Origin of the sequence: Mycoplasmopsis cricetuli ATCC 35279 (assembly GCF_000526955.1) — a bacterium.
Taxonomy (GTDB): Bacteria; Bacillota_I; Bacilli_A; order Mycoplasmatales; family Metamycoplasmataceae; genus Mycoplasmopsis; species Mycoplasmopsis cricetuli.
The window spans coordinates 1-14,867 of record NZ_JAHB01000003.1 but is presented as its reverse complement, the minus strand read 5'-3'; the positions used below and the strand labels follow the sequence as shown (position 1 = coordinate 14,867).

The 14,867-nt window shown below is 24.7% G+C and carries 14 protein-coding genes and 1 tRNA gene; 12 read left to right on the top strand and 3 right to left on the bottom strand.

Annotation, left to right across the window (positions count from 1 at the left end):
• Positions 1 to 100: 100 nt before the first annotated feature.
• The 6 genes from U744_RS0101275 (at position 101) to U744_RS0101250 (ending at position 5,631) form a co-directional block, all read left to right on the top strand.
• Entirely contained in the window at positions 101 to 1,717 is a 1,617-nt protein-coding gene (locus U744_RS0101275; protein WP_025755303.1) for an ABC-F family ATP-binding cassette domain-containing protein, read from the top strand.
• On the top strand, positions 1,717 to 2,400 hold the full coding sequence (locus U744_RS0101270) for a 16S rRNA (uracil(1498)-N(3))-methyltransferase (RefSeq protein WP_025755302.1): 684 nt from the start codon (positions 1,717 to 1,719) through the stop codon (positions 2,398 to 2,400). Before U744_RS0101275 ends, U744_RS0101270 begins: the two co-directional genes overlap by 1 nt.
• Before the next feature lie 108 nt (positions 2,401 to 2,508).
• Positions 2,509 to 2,943, top strand: coding sequence for a 50S ribosomal protein L13 (gene rplM / locus U744_RS0101265; RefSeq protein WP_025755301.1), 435 nt, complete (start codon positions 2,509 to 2,511; stop codon positions 2,941 to 2,943).
• A 2-nt stretch (positions 2,944 to 2,945) separates the two neighbouring features.
• Positions 2,946 to 3,347 carry a 30S ribosomal protein S9 gene (gene rpsI, locus U744_RS0101260; RefSeq protein WP_025755300.1) on the top strand — a complete coding sequence of 134 codons (402 nt, stop codon included), beginning with the start codon at positions 2,946 to 2,948 and terminating at the stop codon, positions 3,345 to 3,347.
• Between the two features lie 59 nt (positions 3,348 to 3,406).
• Positions 3,407 to 3,483, top strand: a tRNA-Ile gene (locus U744_RS0101255).
• Between the two features lie 177 nt (positions 3,484 to 3,660).
• Positions 3,661 to 5,631 (top strand): hypothetical protein, encoded by a 1,971-nt coding sequence (locus U744_RS0101250; RefSeq protein WP_025755299.1) that lies wholly within the window; start codon positions 3,661 to 3,663, stop codon positions 5,629 to 5,631.
• Positions 5,632 to 5,654: 23 nt separating this feature from the next.
• Here the strand turns inward: U744_RS0101250 and U744_RS0101245 are convergent, their stop codons facing one another.
• Entirely contained in the window at positions 5,655 to 5,894 is a 240-nt protein-coding gene (locus tag U744_RS0101245; protein WP_025755298.1) for a helix-turn-helix domain-containing protein, read from the bottom strand.
• Positions 5,887 to 6,930, bottom strand: a complete 1,044-nt coding sequence (ftsY, locus tag U744_RS0101240) for a signal recognition particle-docking protein FtsY (RefSeq protein ID WP_025755297.1) — start codon at positions 6,928 to 6,930, stop codon at positions 5,887 to 5,889. Before ftsY ends, U744_RS0101245 begins: the two co-directional genes overlap by 8 nt.
• 124 nt (positions 6,931 to 7,054) lie before the next feature.
• Between ftsY and mnmA the strand changes: the two genes are divergently transcribed.
• From mnmA to U744_RS04130, 6 genes are read left to right on the top strand one after another with little or no spacing between them, the layout of a single operon-like run.
• Positions 7,055 to 8,170 (top strand): tRNA 2-thiouridine(34) synthase MnmA, encoded by a 1,116-nt coding sequence (gene mnmA, locus U744_RS0101235; RefSeq protein WP_025755296.1) that lies wholly within the window; start codon positions 7,055 to 7,057, stop codon positions 8,168 to 8,170.
• Positions 8,171 to 8,187: 17 nt separating this feature from the next.
• The gene (gene alaS / locus U744_RS0101230) at positions 8,188 to 10,812 is read left to right on the top strand and encodes an alanine--tRNA ligase (protein WP_025755295.1); all 2,625 of its coding nucleotides are present in this window, start codon (positions 8,188 to 8,190) and stop codon (positions 10,810 to 10,812) included.
• Complete coding sequence (gene ruvX, locus U744_RS0101225; protein WP_025755294.1) at positions 10,800 to 11,234, top strand: Holliday junction resolvase RuvX; 435 nt, start codon at positions 10,800 to 10,802, stop codon at positions 11,232 to 11,234. The genes alaS and ruvX overlap by 13 nt, the downstream gene beginning before the upstream one ends.
• The gene (locus U744_RS0101220) at positions 11,234 to 11,899 is read left to right on the top strand and encodes a BC85_0335 family putative methyltransferase (protein WP_025755293.1); all 666 of its coding nucleotides are present in this window, start codon (positions 11,234 to 11,236) and stop codon (positions 11,897 to 11,899) included. Before ruvX ends, U744_RS0101220 begins: the two co-directional genes overlap by 1 nt.
• A gap of 33 nt (positions 11,900 to 11,932) precedes the next feature.
• A complete protein-coding gene (gene greA / locus U744_RS0101215; RefSeq protein ID WP_025755292.1) occupies positions 11,933 to 12,424 on the top strand; it encodes a transcription elongation factor GreA in 492 nt (163 codons plus the stop codon).
• Positions 12,425 to 12,465: 41 nt separating this feature from the next.
• Positions 12,466 to 13,119: a deoxynucleoside kinase gene (locus U744_RS04130; RefSeq protein WP_036431688.1), complete on the top strand. Its 654-nt coding sequence runs from the start codon at positions 12,466 to 12,468 to the stop codon at positions 13,117 to 13,119.
• Positions 13,120 to 13,595: 476 nt separating this feature from the next.
• On the opposite strand, the gene U744_RS0101205 is transcribed toward U744_RS04130, so the two are convergent.
• Positions 13,596 to 14,330 carry a hypothetical protein gene (locus U744_RS0101205; protein ID WP_025755291.1) on the bottom strand — a complete coding sequence of 245 codons (735 nt, stop codon included), beginning with the start codon at positions 14,328 to 14,330 and terminating at the stop codon, positions 13,596 to 13,598.
• Between the last annotated feature and the right edge of the window lie 537 nt (positions 14,331 to 14,867).

Genomic DNA, 14,867 nt, shown 5'->3' with positions numbered 1-14,867 from the left:
AAATAAAAAGTTATTTTTGATAAAATAAAATAATTAAAATTAACAAATAGTTGATAAATAATTTAGATTTTAATTTTTAAAAACAATAAGGAACATAATTATGATTGAAGTGCAAAATTTAAGTAAAGTATTTAGTGATAAAAAACTTTTTGAAGGAGTAAATTTAAAATTCACTGAAGGTAACACTTATGGTATTATTGGAGCAAATGGAGCTGGTAAATCAACATTTTTAAAAATTTTAGCTGGTGAAATAGAACAAACAAGTGGAAATATTTTAATTGAAAAAAATAAACGAATTTCAGTTCTTTCACAAAATCATAATGCTTATGATGATCTGGTGGTAACAGAAGTTGTAATAATGGGAAACACTGCATTGTATCAAGTTAAGGAAGAAAAAGATGCTATTTATTCCAATCCTGAAGCTAGTATGCAAGATTATGAACGAGCAGCTGAACTTGAAGAAAAATTTGGAGAACTAGGCGGATGAACTGCTGAAAATGATGCTCAAGAACTTCTATCAAATTTAAACATTCCATCTGATAAGTGAAATTCTTTAATGAAAGATTTAACAGCTAATCAAAAAATTAAAGTATTACTTGCTAAAGCGTTATTTGGAAATCCAGATATTTTAATTATGGATGAACCAACCAACCATTTGGATTTAAAAAGCATCAAATGACTTGAAAATTTTTTAATTGATTACAATAATGTTGTAATTGTTGTTTCACATGATAGTGATTTTCTTGATTCAATTTGCACCCACATAGTCGATATTGATTTTAATGAAGCTAAAATTTATACAGGAAATTATTCATTTTGAAAGCAATCTTCAGAATTAGCTCGTGAAATGATGAAGCAATCAAATCTTAAAAAAGAAGCACAAATTGAAAAATTAAAAGATTTTATTGCTCGTTTTAGCGCAAATGCTTCTAAATCTCGTCAAGCAACATCACGAAAAAAATCATTAGAAAAAATTAAGTTAGATGAAATTAAACCTTCTAATCGTAAATATCCTTTTGTACGTTGAGAGATGAATCGTGATCATGGAAAGCAAATTTTAACTGTTGAAAATTTAACTTATATAAATGAAAATGGAGAAACACTATTTGAAAATTTATCTTTTGTTTTAAAACCAGGAGAAAAAATGGTTGTTATCGGAGAAGATGATATTGCTAAAACAAAACTTCTTTCAATTTTAGCTGGGGAAATAAAACCAACTTCAGGAACAGTTCAATGAGGACAAACCATTAAAACATGTTATTTTCCAAATGATAATTTAAAATATTTTAATTCAGATTTAAATATTTTAGAGTGAATTTCACAATGACCACTTGAAAATATAAATGAAGTTAATAAAGATGTTTCAGATTCAAGAATGCGTGGTTTTTTAGGTAGAATGCTTTTTTCAAATGATTCTGTATTTAAAAAAGTTAAAGTTACTAGTGGAGGAGAAAAAGCAAGACTAATGTTTTCTAGAATGATGCTTTTAGAAAGTAATTTTATTATTTTAGATCAACCTTTAGATCATTTGGATGCAGAAAGTATTGATTCAGTTATTGAAGGAGTAAAAAACTATAAAGGTGGAGCTATTTTTACAACCTATAATCGAGCATTTGTTAATGAGTGTGCAGATGTTATTTTAGAGTTGAAAAATTCTCAAGAAAGTTACTTATTTAGAGGTACTTTAGAAGAATATGAAAAAGCAATGGGGTATTAGTGCATCGTTTTTTTGTTACAGAAAAAAAAGATAATGCTTTTTTGCTCGATCAAAAAATTTTAAAACATATAAGAGTTTTAAAACTAGAAAACAAAGAAATTATTTGTGTTTATCAAAATAAATTTTATGTTTGTATTCCTGAAAAAAATAAAGCATCAATTGTTAAACAGTTGCATGAAAATCATGAATATAATTTTGAAGTTATTTTAGCAATGTCAATAATTAAATTAGATCATTTTGAATGACTTTTACAAAAAGCAACAGAACTTGGGGTTACAAAAATCATTCCAATGATAACTAAACATTGCAACAGTGATTTAGTTAAATTTAAATTTGAACGTAAAATTGAGCGTTTTAAAACTATTTTACAAAATGCTGCTGAACAATCATTTAGAAATACAGTTCCAATTTTAGATAAACCTCAAACTTTTCAACAAGTGATTAATTTAGAAATTAAAAACAAAATTCTAGCACATGAAAAAATAAATTCAAATGAAAAATTTAATAAAAAAATTAATAGTGATGTTTTATTTTTGATTGGCCCAGAAGGTGGTTTTAGTGATGATGAAATAATTCAAGCGTTAGATCAAAAGTTTAAAATTATTTCACTTGGAAGTAGAATTTTAAGAGCAGAAACAGCAGCAATTTATTTACTTTGTCAGCTTGAAATGAATGCAAATTAAACTTAAAAAATAATTTAATAGATTTTTTGTTTGTGTTATAATTAAAAAGCAATTTATCTATCTAAATAAATTTTTAAAATTAAATTAAAATTAACGTAGGAGGATCGCATGAGACAAACAACAATTATTAATAGAGCAAATGCTAATAAAAAGTGATATATTGTTGATGCTGAAGGTCAAGTTTTAGGACGTTTAGCCGCTTTTGTTGCATCTGTTTTAAGAGGAAAAACCAAACCAACTTTTACCCCAAATGCTGATATGGGAGACAATGTTATTATCATTAATGCTGAAAAAGCAATTTTAACTGCTAAAAAAGAAGATAATAAAGTTTATTATTCACATTCTGGATATCCAGGTGGATTAAAAAGCATTACCGCAGCTAAATTAAGAGCAAAAAAACCTATTGCATTAGTTCAAAAAGCAGTTTTTGGAATGTTGCCTCATACCAAATTAGGTAATCAACAACGTCGTAATGTTTTTATTTATGCAGGAGTTGAACATAAACATCAAGCACAACAACCAGAAAGATTAGAGGTTAGATAATTATGGTTAAAGATAAAGAATTATTGTATCGTGGATTAGGAAGAAGAAAATCTTCAGTAGCACGTGTTATTATTAAACCTGGGAATGGTGATTTTGTAATTAACAAAAGAAATGCTAGGGAATATTTGACTTCAGATATTTATCTTCAAGATGCAAATCAACCTTTTGTTTTAACAGAGACAATGGGTCAGTTTGATGTTTCAGTTAATGTTGCAGGTGGTGGATTAAGTGGACAAGCTGGGGCAATTAGATTGGGAATTGCTCGTGCATTATTAGCAGCAAGTGATGATTATCGTCCTGTGTTAAAAAAATTTGGAATGCTTACAAGAGATGCTCGTGCAAAAGAACGTAAAAAACCTGGTCTTAGAAAAGCGCGTCGTGCAAGACAGTTCTCAAAACGTTAATTTTATTAATAATTTTTTCCATTCCTTTTATCATTTTTGATATAATAGGAATGCAATTTGCGAGCGTAGCTCAGCTGGTTAGAGCACACGACTGATAATCGTGAGGTCGATGGTTCAAGTCCATTCGTTCGCACCATTTCATTTTATATGTCCAATGAAAAACAAGAAATAAACTTGTTTTTTTTATTCTTTGTTTTTAAATAAATTACCTTATAATATAGAGTATAAAATATTAATGTTAAATTTAAAATTTAAACTGATGTTTAAATGATTTATTTTTAAATAAATTAAAAACTTTTCTAAAGAGGAATTTATGAAAAAAATTAAAAATGTATTATTAATTTTAGCTCCTTTAGCTCCAATTATAACCACTTCAGCTTTTTTTGCAAATCAAGTAAATATTAACAAAGATGGTGAAGTAACAGGGGATTCTGGTACAACAGATGCACCAGCACCAGCACAACCAACTGAAGTTGATTCAACAACAAATGCAACAACTTTTACTTATCCAACAAATATTTTGCCATTTATTGGAACTGAAGATGAAATTAGATTTCAATATACTGATGTTGTAAAACTATTAGAAGATAGTTCAAAGAGAAAAGAAATTGAAGAAAAAATTAAAGAATATTTTAAAATTGAAAAACTTATTGAATTTAAAAATTATGTTTTAAAAACAGTTGATTATTTGGAATTAAGAGCTAAAAAAAATACTGCAAAATCATTAGATGAAAAACAAAATAATAATTCTAAAGAAAAAACAGAAGAAGAAAATGTTGAATTATTTTTATCAAAAGCACAAGTAGTTGAACTTAAGGAAAAAATTAATAACATTGATGTTACACAAGTAACAGATGGACCTAAAAAAGAAGAATTAAGAGATAAATTAATTAAGGAATTTTTTAGTGCTCTAGATTTTTCTCTTTCAATGTACAAAATTTATGATTTTACTACAAGTTTAATTGATCCAACAGTTGAATTAGAGAAAAATATTGAATTAGAAAAAAATATCCAATTAATTTTTTCAAAATATTATACAAATAAGTATGATATTGCAGAATATAATGATCCTAATTTTAAAACCATTCAAGATGTTAGAGATGTTCAAGAAAATAATGTATATAGTAAAAATAGGTTAGAACCTTTATTAGATCTTTTTATTAAAGAATTAACAACAAAATCTAAAGATGATTCAGATCATAAAATTAAAACAGTTGAACATTCTAAAAAAATATTAAATGAATTTAGAAGAATCTTTAATTTTGATATAGCTTCAATTTTAGATGTTATTCTTAATGGAAATGTTGATAAAGTGGATTCAAATAATAATGTAGAAAAAACAATTGTATCAACTCCAATTGAATCTTATTATAAGTCAGTTCAAAACAAAGCAAGTGAAGAACTATCAGGAGATAAATGAAAAATTTCTTCTGAAACCAGAGAAGCTATTTATGAAATTGTAAAAAATGTTGAAAATTCTGTAAATTTATCTAAAACAGTAGCAGAATTTTTAACTAAAAATGTAGCAAGTACAGTTGAAGCAAATGTTAATGCTTACATTAATAATGAAGCACTTAAAAAAGATGATAGAGATGCTTTAAAAGCTTTATTTAATGATGTTAAATCATTTATAATGCAAAGTGAAGATGTTAAGTTAGGTCAAGATTCTGTTTTAAAATATGAAGAAGTTAAAACTAAATTAGATTCATTTATTAGTGAATATCCAAAAATTAATGATACAACAACAAAAATCACTCCTTTTGTTGGAATTGTTGATAGTAACGAACACTTAACTGAAAAACAAAAACAAATTTTTTATAATAAGGCAAATAAAACAATTGCCAATGATTACAATCAGTCAAATGTTGATTCTTTTGAAAAAGAGCTTAAAGATTTAAATGAAGCAATGAAACTTTTAAAGGGTAATTTAAATAAATATAAAGATCAATTAAATAATTTTAAAGATTTAACTGATCAAAAAGGTTATGAAGGATTACCAAAAAATACTAAACAAAAAATAAGTGAAGTTCTAGAAAAAGCTGAAGCACTTGTAGTTAGTGATTCAACAAATGTAGAAGAGATTACAAAAACAGCTCATAATTTAGCAAGAGAATATTCATTATTTGTTCAGTATACAGATAGTAATAATTCAACTGTTAAAAATAATTTAGAAGATCCAAAGCGTACATATTATGAATATATTTTATTTGGAGCTCTTACATCAGTATTTATTATTGCTGGATTATTTGTTTATTTATTTAAAAAAAATAAAACTAAAAAATAAATAGTAAAAAAATAAAAATTCACTTAGTGTGAATTTTTTTGTTGATCAATTTTATTTAATTTATTGATTGCTTTATTAACTGTATCATATGCATTTGATCTTGTTGTGACAAGAATCTGTGCAACTTCAGCATATGATAAATCTTTATGAAAATACAATTCAAATGCTTGTTGTTGAGATTTAGTAAGTAAAAATCCATATTTTTGATATAAAATTGTGTATTTGCAAATATTTTCAAGTGATTTTTTACTTTCTTTATTCATTGATTAGGTCCTTGGTCATTTGATAAATAAACATTTCTAAATCAAATTCTTGTAAATCATCTAATTTTTCTCCAAGACCTAAGTATTTGACATTTAAATCATACTCATCTTTAATAGATAAAACAATTCCGCCTTTAGAAGTTCCATCCATTTTTGTTAAAATAATTCCAGTCAAATTAGCCACTTCTTTAAAAGCTTTAGCTTGATTTAAACCATTTTGCCCAGTAGTTGCATCAAGAACAAGTAATGATTCATGAGGTGCTGATGGCTCAAATCTTTTAATTATTGACACCATTTTGTTTAATTCATTCATTAAATTAATTTTATTTTGCAATCTTCCTGCAGTATCAATTATTAGTAAATCATATTGTTCATTTTTTGCTTTTTCCATTGCTTTAAATACAACAGAACTAGGATCAGCTCCTTCTTTATCTGGTTTGACAATATCAACACCAATTCGATTTGCTCAAATTTCAAGTTGATTTACAGCGCCAGCTCTAAAAGTATCACCTGCAGCAATCAAGACTCTTTTGTTTTTTTGTTTAAATTTGTGAGCTATTTTTGCAATTGAAGTTGTTTTTCCACTACCGTTAACACCAACAAAAATAAATACATTTAAACGATTATCAATAAAACTTAAATTAGTATTAATAAATGATTTATTAGTGTAAATAACAAACATTTGATCTGCAACTATTTCTCCAATTAATTTTGGATCGCTAATATTATTGGTTTTAACTTCACGTTTTATTTTTTCAATAATTAAATAAACAAGTGAAGAATTAATGTCAGACATGATTAACAACTCTTCTAATTCATCAAAAAAATCTTCATCAATTTGATTGTATTTATTTTGTAGTTCAAGTATTTTTTTTCCAAAATTACTAGCATTTGAAAGACCGGTTTCATAGCGAGCTAATTTACCTGATTTTTCAAGTTGATCAAGTTGTTTTTGATCAAGCATTTGTTGTTTTTGTTCAATTGTTTCATTTTTATTTGAAAAAATTTTTTTAACTAAATTTTTAAAAAATCCCATACAATTATTTTACCATTTTTATTTTCAAAATTTTGCTTGTAAAATAAAGAAACTATCAACTTTTTAATTTTTAAAAAAATTAAAAATAATATAATAAAAACATACTAAACTTAAAGGCGGAAAGTTGAAAAAAAAGGTTATTATTGGAATGAGTGGAGGAGTGGACTCATCAGTTGCTGCTTATTTACTTAAAAAACAAGGTTATGAAGTTGAAGGCCTTTTTATGCGTAATTGAGATAGTATTTTAAATAATGATGTTTTAGGCAATCATGATATTTCACAAAATATTTGTCCCCAAGAAAAAGATTATCAGGATGCTATGAAAGTAGCTAAGGAACTAAATATTAAATTACATCGAATTGATTTTGTTAAAGAATACTGAAATTATGTTTTTGAAAATTTTATTGAAGAGTACAAAAAAGGCAGAACACCAAACCCAGATATTTTATGTAATAAATACATTAAATTTAATGAATTTGCCAAATATGCCTTTGGTCAATTAAATGCTGATTTTATTGCAATGGGTCATTACGCTAAAGTTGAAAATGGTTATTTATATCGAGCCAAAGATCAAAACAAAGATCAAACATATTTTTTAGCTCAATTAAAAAAAGAACAACTTGATAAAGTCATTATGCCTCTTGCGGAATTAACTAAAGATCAAATTCGAACCATAGCATTAGAACTTAACCTAGCAACTGCAACTAAAAAAGATTCAACCGGAATTTGTTTTATTGGAGAGCGTAACTTTACTCAATTTTTACAAAATTATATTCCAGCTCAAGATGGAGATATCATTGATATTACAACAAATCAAAAAATTGGTGAACATATTGGGTGTTTTTATTATACCATTGGACAGCGAAAAGGACTGAATTTAGGTGGGATGAAAGAACCATATTTTGTCTGTGGCCATGATGTTAAAAAGAACATTTTGTTTGTTGCTCCTTTATCACAACCTCAATGACTTGAGTCAGATAGTTTAATCGCAAGTAATTTAAATTTTAACAATTTAAACTACAATCCTGATAATTTAACAGCAAAATTTAGATATCGTCAAAAAGATATTAAAGTAACTATTAAATTGCTTGAAAATAATTTTATTCAAGTTTTTTATCCTCAAAAATCCCAAGCAGTCACTCCTGGACAACAAATAGTTTTTTATGATGGAGATAAATGTATTGGCGGAGCAATTATTGAGGAATTATTTATAAATAACAAAAAAATTACATATATTTAGATATTTAGAGGTTTTAAATGAAATCAAGTGAAATTCGAAAAAAATGACTAGAATTTTTTCAATCTAAGGATCATTTAGTTGTTCCTTCTCAAAGTTTAATTCCTGATAATGATCCTTCACTTTTGTGAATTAATAGTGGAGTTGCCACTTTAAAGGATTATTTTTCAGGTAAAAAAAACCCACCTTCAAAACGTTTAACTAATTCGCAAAAAGCAATTCGAACAAATGATATTGAAAATGTTGGTATCACTGCAAGACATCATACTTTTTTTGAAATGCTTGGAAATTTTTCAATTGGAGATTATTTTAAAAAAGAAGCAATTGCTTTTGCTGTTGAATTTTTACTTGATGTTCTTAAAATTCCAAAAGAAAAATTATATTTTACTTATTTTCACAAAGATTTAGAAACCAAAAATGAATGACTATCACATGGATTTAAAGAAAAGCAATTAATTCCTGGAACAGAAAAAACTAATTTTTGAGAAGTTGGTTCAGGACCATGTGGACCTAATACTGAAATTTTTTATGATCGAGGCGAAAAATATGATCATCGTGGTTCAGAATTAATTGAACAAGATATTGAAAATGACCGTTTTATTGAAATTTGAAATATTGTTTTTTCAACTTATAATTCAGATGGAGAGGGTAACTATACAGAATTAAAACAAAAAAATATTGATACTGGTGCTGGTTTTGAACGAATTGTTTCAATTATGCAAGATGCACCAACTAATTTTGATACTGATTTATTTTTACCTATTATCAAATCAATTGAACAATACAGTCCATTTAAATATCAAGTTGAAAATTATTTTATTAAAAATAAAGAACAAAATAAAATAAATAGTTATTTTAAAGTTATTGCAGATCATATGCGAACTGTAGTTAATGCTATTGGAGATGGAGCAAAACCTTCAAATATTGGAAGAGGATACATTTTAAGACGCTTAATTCGCCGTTCTGTGCATAAGTTAATGCAACTACAAAGTAATAAAAAATTGATTTTAAACAAATTAACAACAGTCATTGTTAATACTTTGCCATATAAATATAATATAAAAAAAATTGAACAAATTATTTTAGAAGAAGAAGTTTTATTTTCAAAAACAATTGAAAGTGGAAGATTATTGCTTGAAAATTATATTAATGACAAAGTAAAAATTTTTCCTGGAGATATTGCTTTTAAATTATTTGAAACTTATGGTTTTCCAATTGAATTAACTGAAGAAATTTTAAATGAAAAAAATATAATTCTTGACAAACAAGGCTACGAACAAGCAAGATTAAAACATATTGAAGTTTCAAAGAAAGATAAAATTAGTGGAATGGACAAAGTTATTAACTCGCTTGCTTTAATTGATAAAAAAATAGATCAATTTATTGGATATGATTTTGAAGAAAGTAATAGTTGTATATTAAAATTATTTGATTCAGAAAGTGAAGTTGATTTTATTGATGGAATTGGATATTTAATTTTAGATCAAACCCCATTTTATGCAACTAGTGGTGGACAAAAACATGATCGCGGATATATTTTACAAAATAATAATAAAATTAATATTTTAAATGTTTTTAAAGATAAATGAGGAAATCACATTCATAAAATTCAAGGTAAAATTCAAAAACAATTACCAGTACAATGTTTTGTTGATAAAACTATTAGATTAGGTCTTAAACGTAATCATTCAGGAACCCATTTGTTATTTTGTGCACTTCGTAATGTTTTAGGCAATCACATACAACAATTAAGTAGTGATAACAATGAGGAAAGATTAACTTTTGATTTTCCAGCAGAAAATAAACCAACTGATGAACAAATTTTGCAAATTGAAAACTTAGTGAAAAATTATATTTTACAAAATTCAAATCGTCATTATTTGATAACTACTACTAGTGAAGCTAAAAAAATGAATGCAATTATGACTCTTGAAGAAGCTGAGTACATGGATCCTAAAAATATTAGAATTGTTCACTTTGAAGGAATTACTGCTGATTTATGTGGTGGAACACACCTTGAAAATTCATCTATGCTTGAAAATTTTAAAATTGTTTCAGTTGAGAAAAAAGCTGCTGGAGTTTTTAGAATTAAAGCTATTTCATCCAATTTAACTGTTAAAAAATACTTAGAGCAAAAATGTAAAGAATATTTTGAAGATTTACAAAAAGCAATTGACAAAAATAAAAAAATAATGAGTGAATATCAATTTCAAATCAACTTGCCCAATGATTTAGAAGAGCAAATAAAATATTTAAAGCAAGTTCTTGAAAAAGTTAAACAGGATAATAAAATTTTACTTAAAAAGTCTACACAAGTATCTGAAATTGATTACAATCAAATTACAGTTGATTTAATTAATAATTTTAGTGTTATTGTTACTTTGTTACCAATTCAAGCAATTAAAGTAGTTGCAAGTTCAATTCGTGAAAAATTTCCAAACACAATTGTGATAGGTTACACTGAAAATAATATGCTTGTTGTAGCAAGCAAAATTTATAATTCAAATCAAATAATTCAAAAATTGTTTGAACATTTTCAAGGAAAAGGTGGTGGAAATAATCTTTTAGCAATGGGTAAATGCAATCAAAAACTAAGCAAAAATTTAATAGTTGAAATATTTCAAAAAATATCATGAGAAAATTAGCATTTGATCTTGGAACAAAAACATGTGGATTTGCAATTACTGATGAAAACGAAATTATTGCTTTAACACTTGATAATTTTTTTTACACTGAAGGAAATTTCAATCAAATTTTAGAAAAAGTTCAATTGTATTTAAATGATTACAATATTGATGGTTTTGTTTTAGGATATCCATTAAAAATTAGTGGTCAAAAAAGCGAACGAACACTAATGGTTGAACAATTTAAAAAAAAACTTAGCAATTTTTTTCCTGAAATTCCAATTTTATTAATCAATGAACAGTATTCTACTAAAAAAGCTCATGAAATAATGTTAAGTGCTGGATTGAATAAAAAAAAGCGAAAATCATTTAAAGATAAACTTGCAGCACAAATAATTTTGCAAGATTATTTAGATTACTATAAAGATAAATGAGGTAAATAATGGTTTGATGAAAAATAATATTGGTAGTATCAGCTTTTGTATTTGTACTTATTGCAATAATAGTTAATGTTTGAATTCGTTTAAAAATTAAAAAAATTAAACAAAAGTATATCAATCAAGATCAAGAAAAAACTTACTTAGATTTACAGAAACTTCGCAATGATTTAGGGCAGTTACCATTTGCAGCTAAAGAATGAATTAAAAATAAATACAAACCTTATGATATTGAGGCAGTTATTAATACTATTTATACCAATCAATTTAAATCAATTTTAATTATTGATCAAAGTGATTGATTTTTGAGTGCAACAGTTTCAGCTAAAAGCAAGCAAAAAATTTATTTTTTAGAAAATCAATTAAATATTGAAAAACTTAATGAGCTTCAAAAAAAATTTATAAATGATTATAGTGAAATAAATTTGCAACCTTATCAGGACCAAAATTTGGATTTTTTAGTGGTTTTTAAAAATGAAATCCCTTTAGTTGAAAATTTTCAAAGATATTATAAAAATTTAACAGATAATTCAATGATGATGATTTTAATTGAAGACTATTCAAATAAAGAATTAAAAAACTTTGTTAAATTTTTAAAAACTAACAATATCATTTATGAAATTTCATATGTTGAAAGTAAATTTTTGTATATTGCTAAAAAATCAAATTAGAAATTGTATAATTAAAAAACAATTAGGAGTTTTATGAAAAACAAAAACAATAATGTAAGTGAAAAAATTTATTTAGCCAAAGAAACACTTGAAAAATATCAAAAAGAATATGAATATTTAGTTAATGTTGAACGTCCTGCAGTTCAACTTGCTTTAAAAGAAGCTCGAGCTCAGGGAGATCTTTCAGAAAACGCTGAATATGATGCAGCAAGAGAAAAACAAGGAATTGTCGAAGGAAGAATTAATGAGCTTGAATTAATTTTAGATCGTGTTGAAATTATTGAAAATGATTCAACTGGACTTATTGGAATTGGAACTACAGTTACACTTAAATTTCTTGAAACTAATGAAATTAAAAATATTACCATTATGGGTACACATGATGTTAATCCATTTGAGGATAAAATTTCAAACAAAAGTCCGTTAGCAATAGCTATTATGGGAAAAAAAGTTGGAGATGTAGTTGAAGTTGATGTTCAACAGAAATCAAATGTTGAAATCATTACAGTAATGCAACAAAAATAAGTATATTTTAATTCAACATACTTTTAAAAAAGGATGATAATATGATAATTGGAATTTCAGGAATGATTAGCAGTGGTAAAAGCACGCTTTCAAAAAAATTAAATCAATATTTTAAAAATTCTTTGCTTTTAAATGAATATGAAGATAATGATATTGTATTTAACACTTATTTGCAATGGTTTTATGAACAAAAACCAAACATTGACATTAGTTTTCAAGTTTATGTAGTTGAAAATCATACTGCAAAAGTAGCTCAAATTATTCAAAAATTTGATCAATTAAAATTAAATAAACAAAATGATATTATTTTTCTTGATCGCTTTAGCGCTGAACATTATGTATTTGCTCAAGTGAATTTAAAAAAATTACCTCAAAAATCATTCAATGCTTATAAAGCTTTATTTACTGAATTAGTTAGCAATGAAAATCTTCCTGAATTTACTATTTTTCTTGATGTGAGTTTTGAAAATTTTCAAAAAAGACTTTTTAACCGTGGTCGATCAGTTGAAATTGAAAATTATGAAAAAAACAAACAATATTTTGAACAACTTTATAAAATTTATAAACAAACTTTTGTTAAAGTTGCAAAAAAATATAAAATAGAATATGTAATTGTTGATACTAATAATAAAACTGAAGAACAAGTATTTCAGGAAGTTAAACATATAATTGAAAAATATAAATTAAATAAATAAAAAAATCGTTAGTGTTTAAGTTAAGGGGTTGTTTTGATTTTGAGAAACCAAAGCTCCAAAAAAATTATACAACAAAAAATAAGACTTTTTTCATTTCAAAGTCAATCTTTATTTTTCTCATGTTAATAATCATTCAAGACAAATTAAAATAATTTTCTTAACCTTACCTTTTTCCTGCCTCTCGCTTGCGCACAGGTTAAAACAGGAAAAGAAAATAAGACAACTGTTAAGCACAGTATACTTTTTTCTAAAACATCATTATATACATAATAATGAAAAGTTCTTAACTTTTCTTAACAAGTTTTTTAATTAATTTTAAAGTTCATAACTTCAATGTTATGTCTATTTTTGAAAAAAATAAAATAAAAAAATTTAAAAAATAAGTTTTAAAAATTTAAACAAGAAAAAAATTCCTTTGTTTTCCATATTCATTTTAATTAAATTTTTAAAAGAATTAATACCATAAGTTGTATTTTTTAGTTGTTTTTTCTTAATATAATGTGAAATGATTGCCTCAGTTCTTGATCCAATGTCAAATTTTTATTAAAATTTGTCAGTGCTATTTTGTTATTTAATAAATATTTTTTGAACAGTTTTAACTCTTTAAATTTACTTTTTGGAAAGTTAATTTCAGGGTGATTATTTAATTTATTAAAAATATTTTCAAGCAAAATTAAATCCTTTTTATATTCATTTTGATAGATTAAATTTAATACAGTTTTTTCTAGTGTTTTATTATTTTGATCTAAAAATGATTTAAAAAATTTCTTATTTTTAGTATTACTTTTGCTAAATCCTACAAGAGAAAAAACATATTTTTTAATATGAAATTTATTTAAAATATAAGTTGCATTTAATGTTTTGGCGATTGATTTTATAAATCTTGCTCCATTTCCATAAATCACAATTTTGCTATAATTATTTTCATAAATTTTATAAATAATTTTTGATATTTTTTTAGTTAATTTAGATATTTCTAACTTCTTTTTATTTGTTTCACTTATGCTTAAAATTAATGTTTTATGAATTAAATTATTATTTTTATCTTTACCTAAATGAAGCATTAAAGTTCTACTACAATGCTTTTTATTTTTGCCATTTTTTGTTATTAAATTTGAATATGTATCATCAATTTCTAAATAAATGATTTTATTTTTAGTTAAAATTTTTGTTTCATTTAAATGTTCTTTTTGATTTAAGTTTTTATTCAAAATAAGACTAATTGAAGAAATTGAAATTGCTTTTTTGAAGCTTTAGATATTTCTCTAAATGATTTTCCACTCATAATTTCTTCTAAAATTTATTTATGTAAATCATTGGTAATTTGCTTTTTCGGACTAAAATCATCCAAAGGATTTTTAAAATACTTGATCTTTTTTTCTCCAAATTAATTCTTTTCAACATATTTTATTTTGATTATTTTAAAAGATTCATAAACAATTTTAATAGTTCTTTTTTTATAATCCTTAACTATTCATTTTTGTTCTTTTCTTTGTTTTGAGTTTTTAAAATTAATTTTATTTTGTCAATGCTTTTTCAAAAATTCTTGATTTTTTTTTTTTTTTTTTTTTTTTTACCATTGGCTTTTCTTTTCTTTTTTCTTTTTTTTTGTTATCAAAGATTTTATTAAATCTTTAAAATTAAAGTAACAAATTACACAAATCTTGATAACTAAATTCGCACTAAATTTAGTTTAAAGTAAAACAAAAAAACTAAATTTAGTATTTTATTAGACAGTAATTTACATT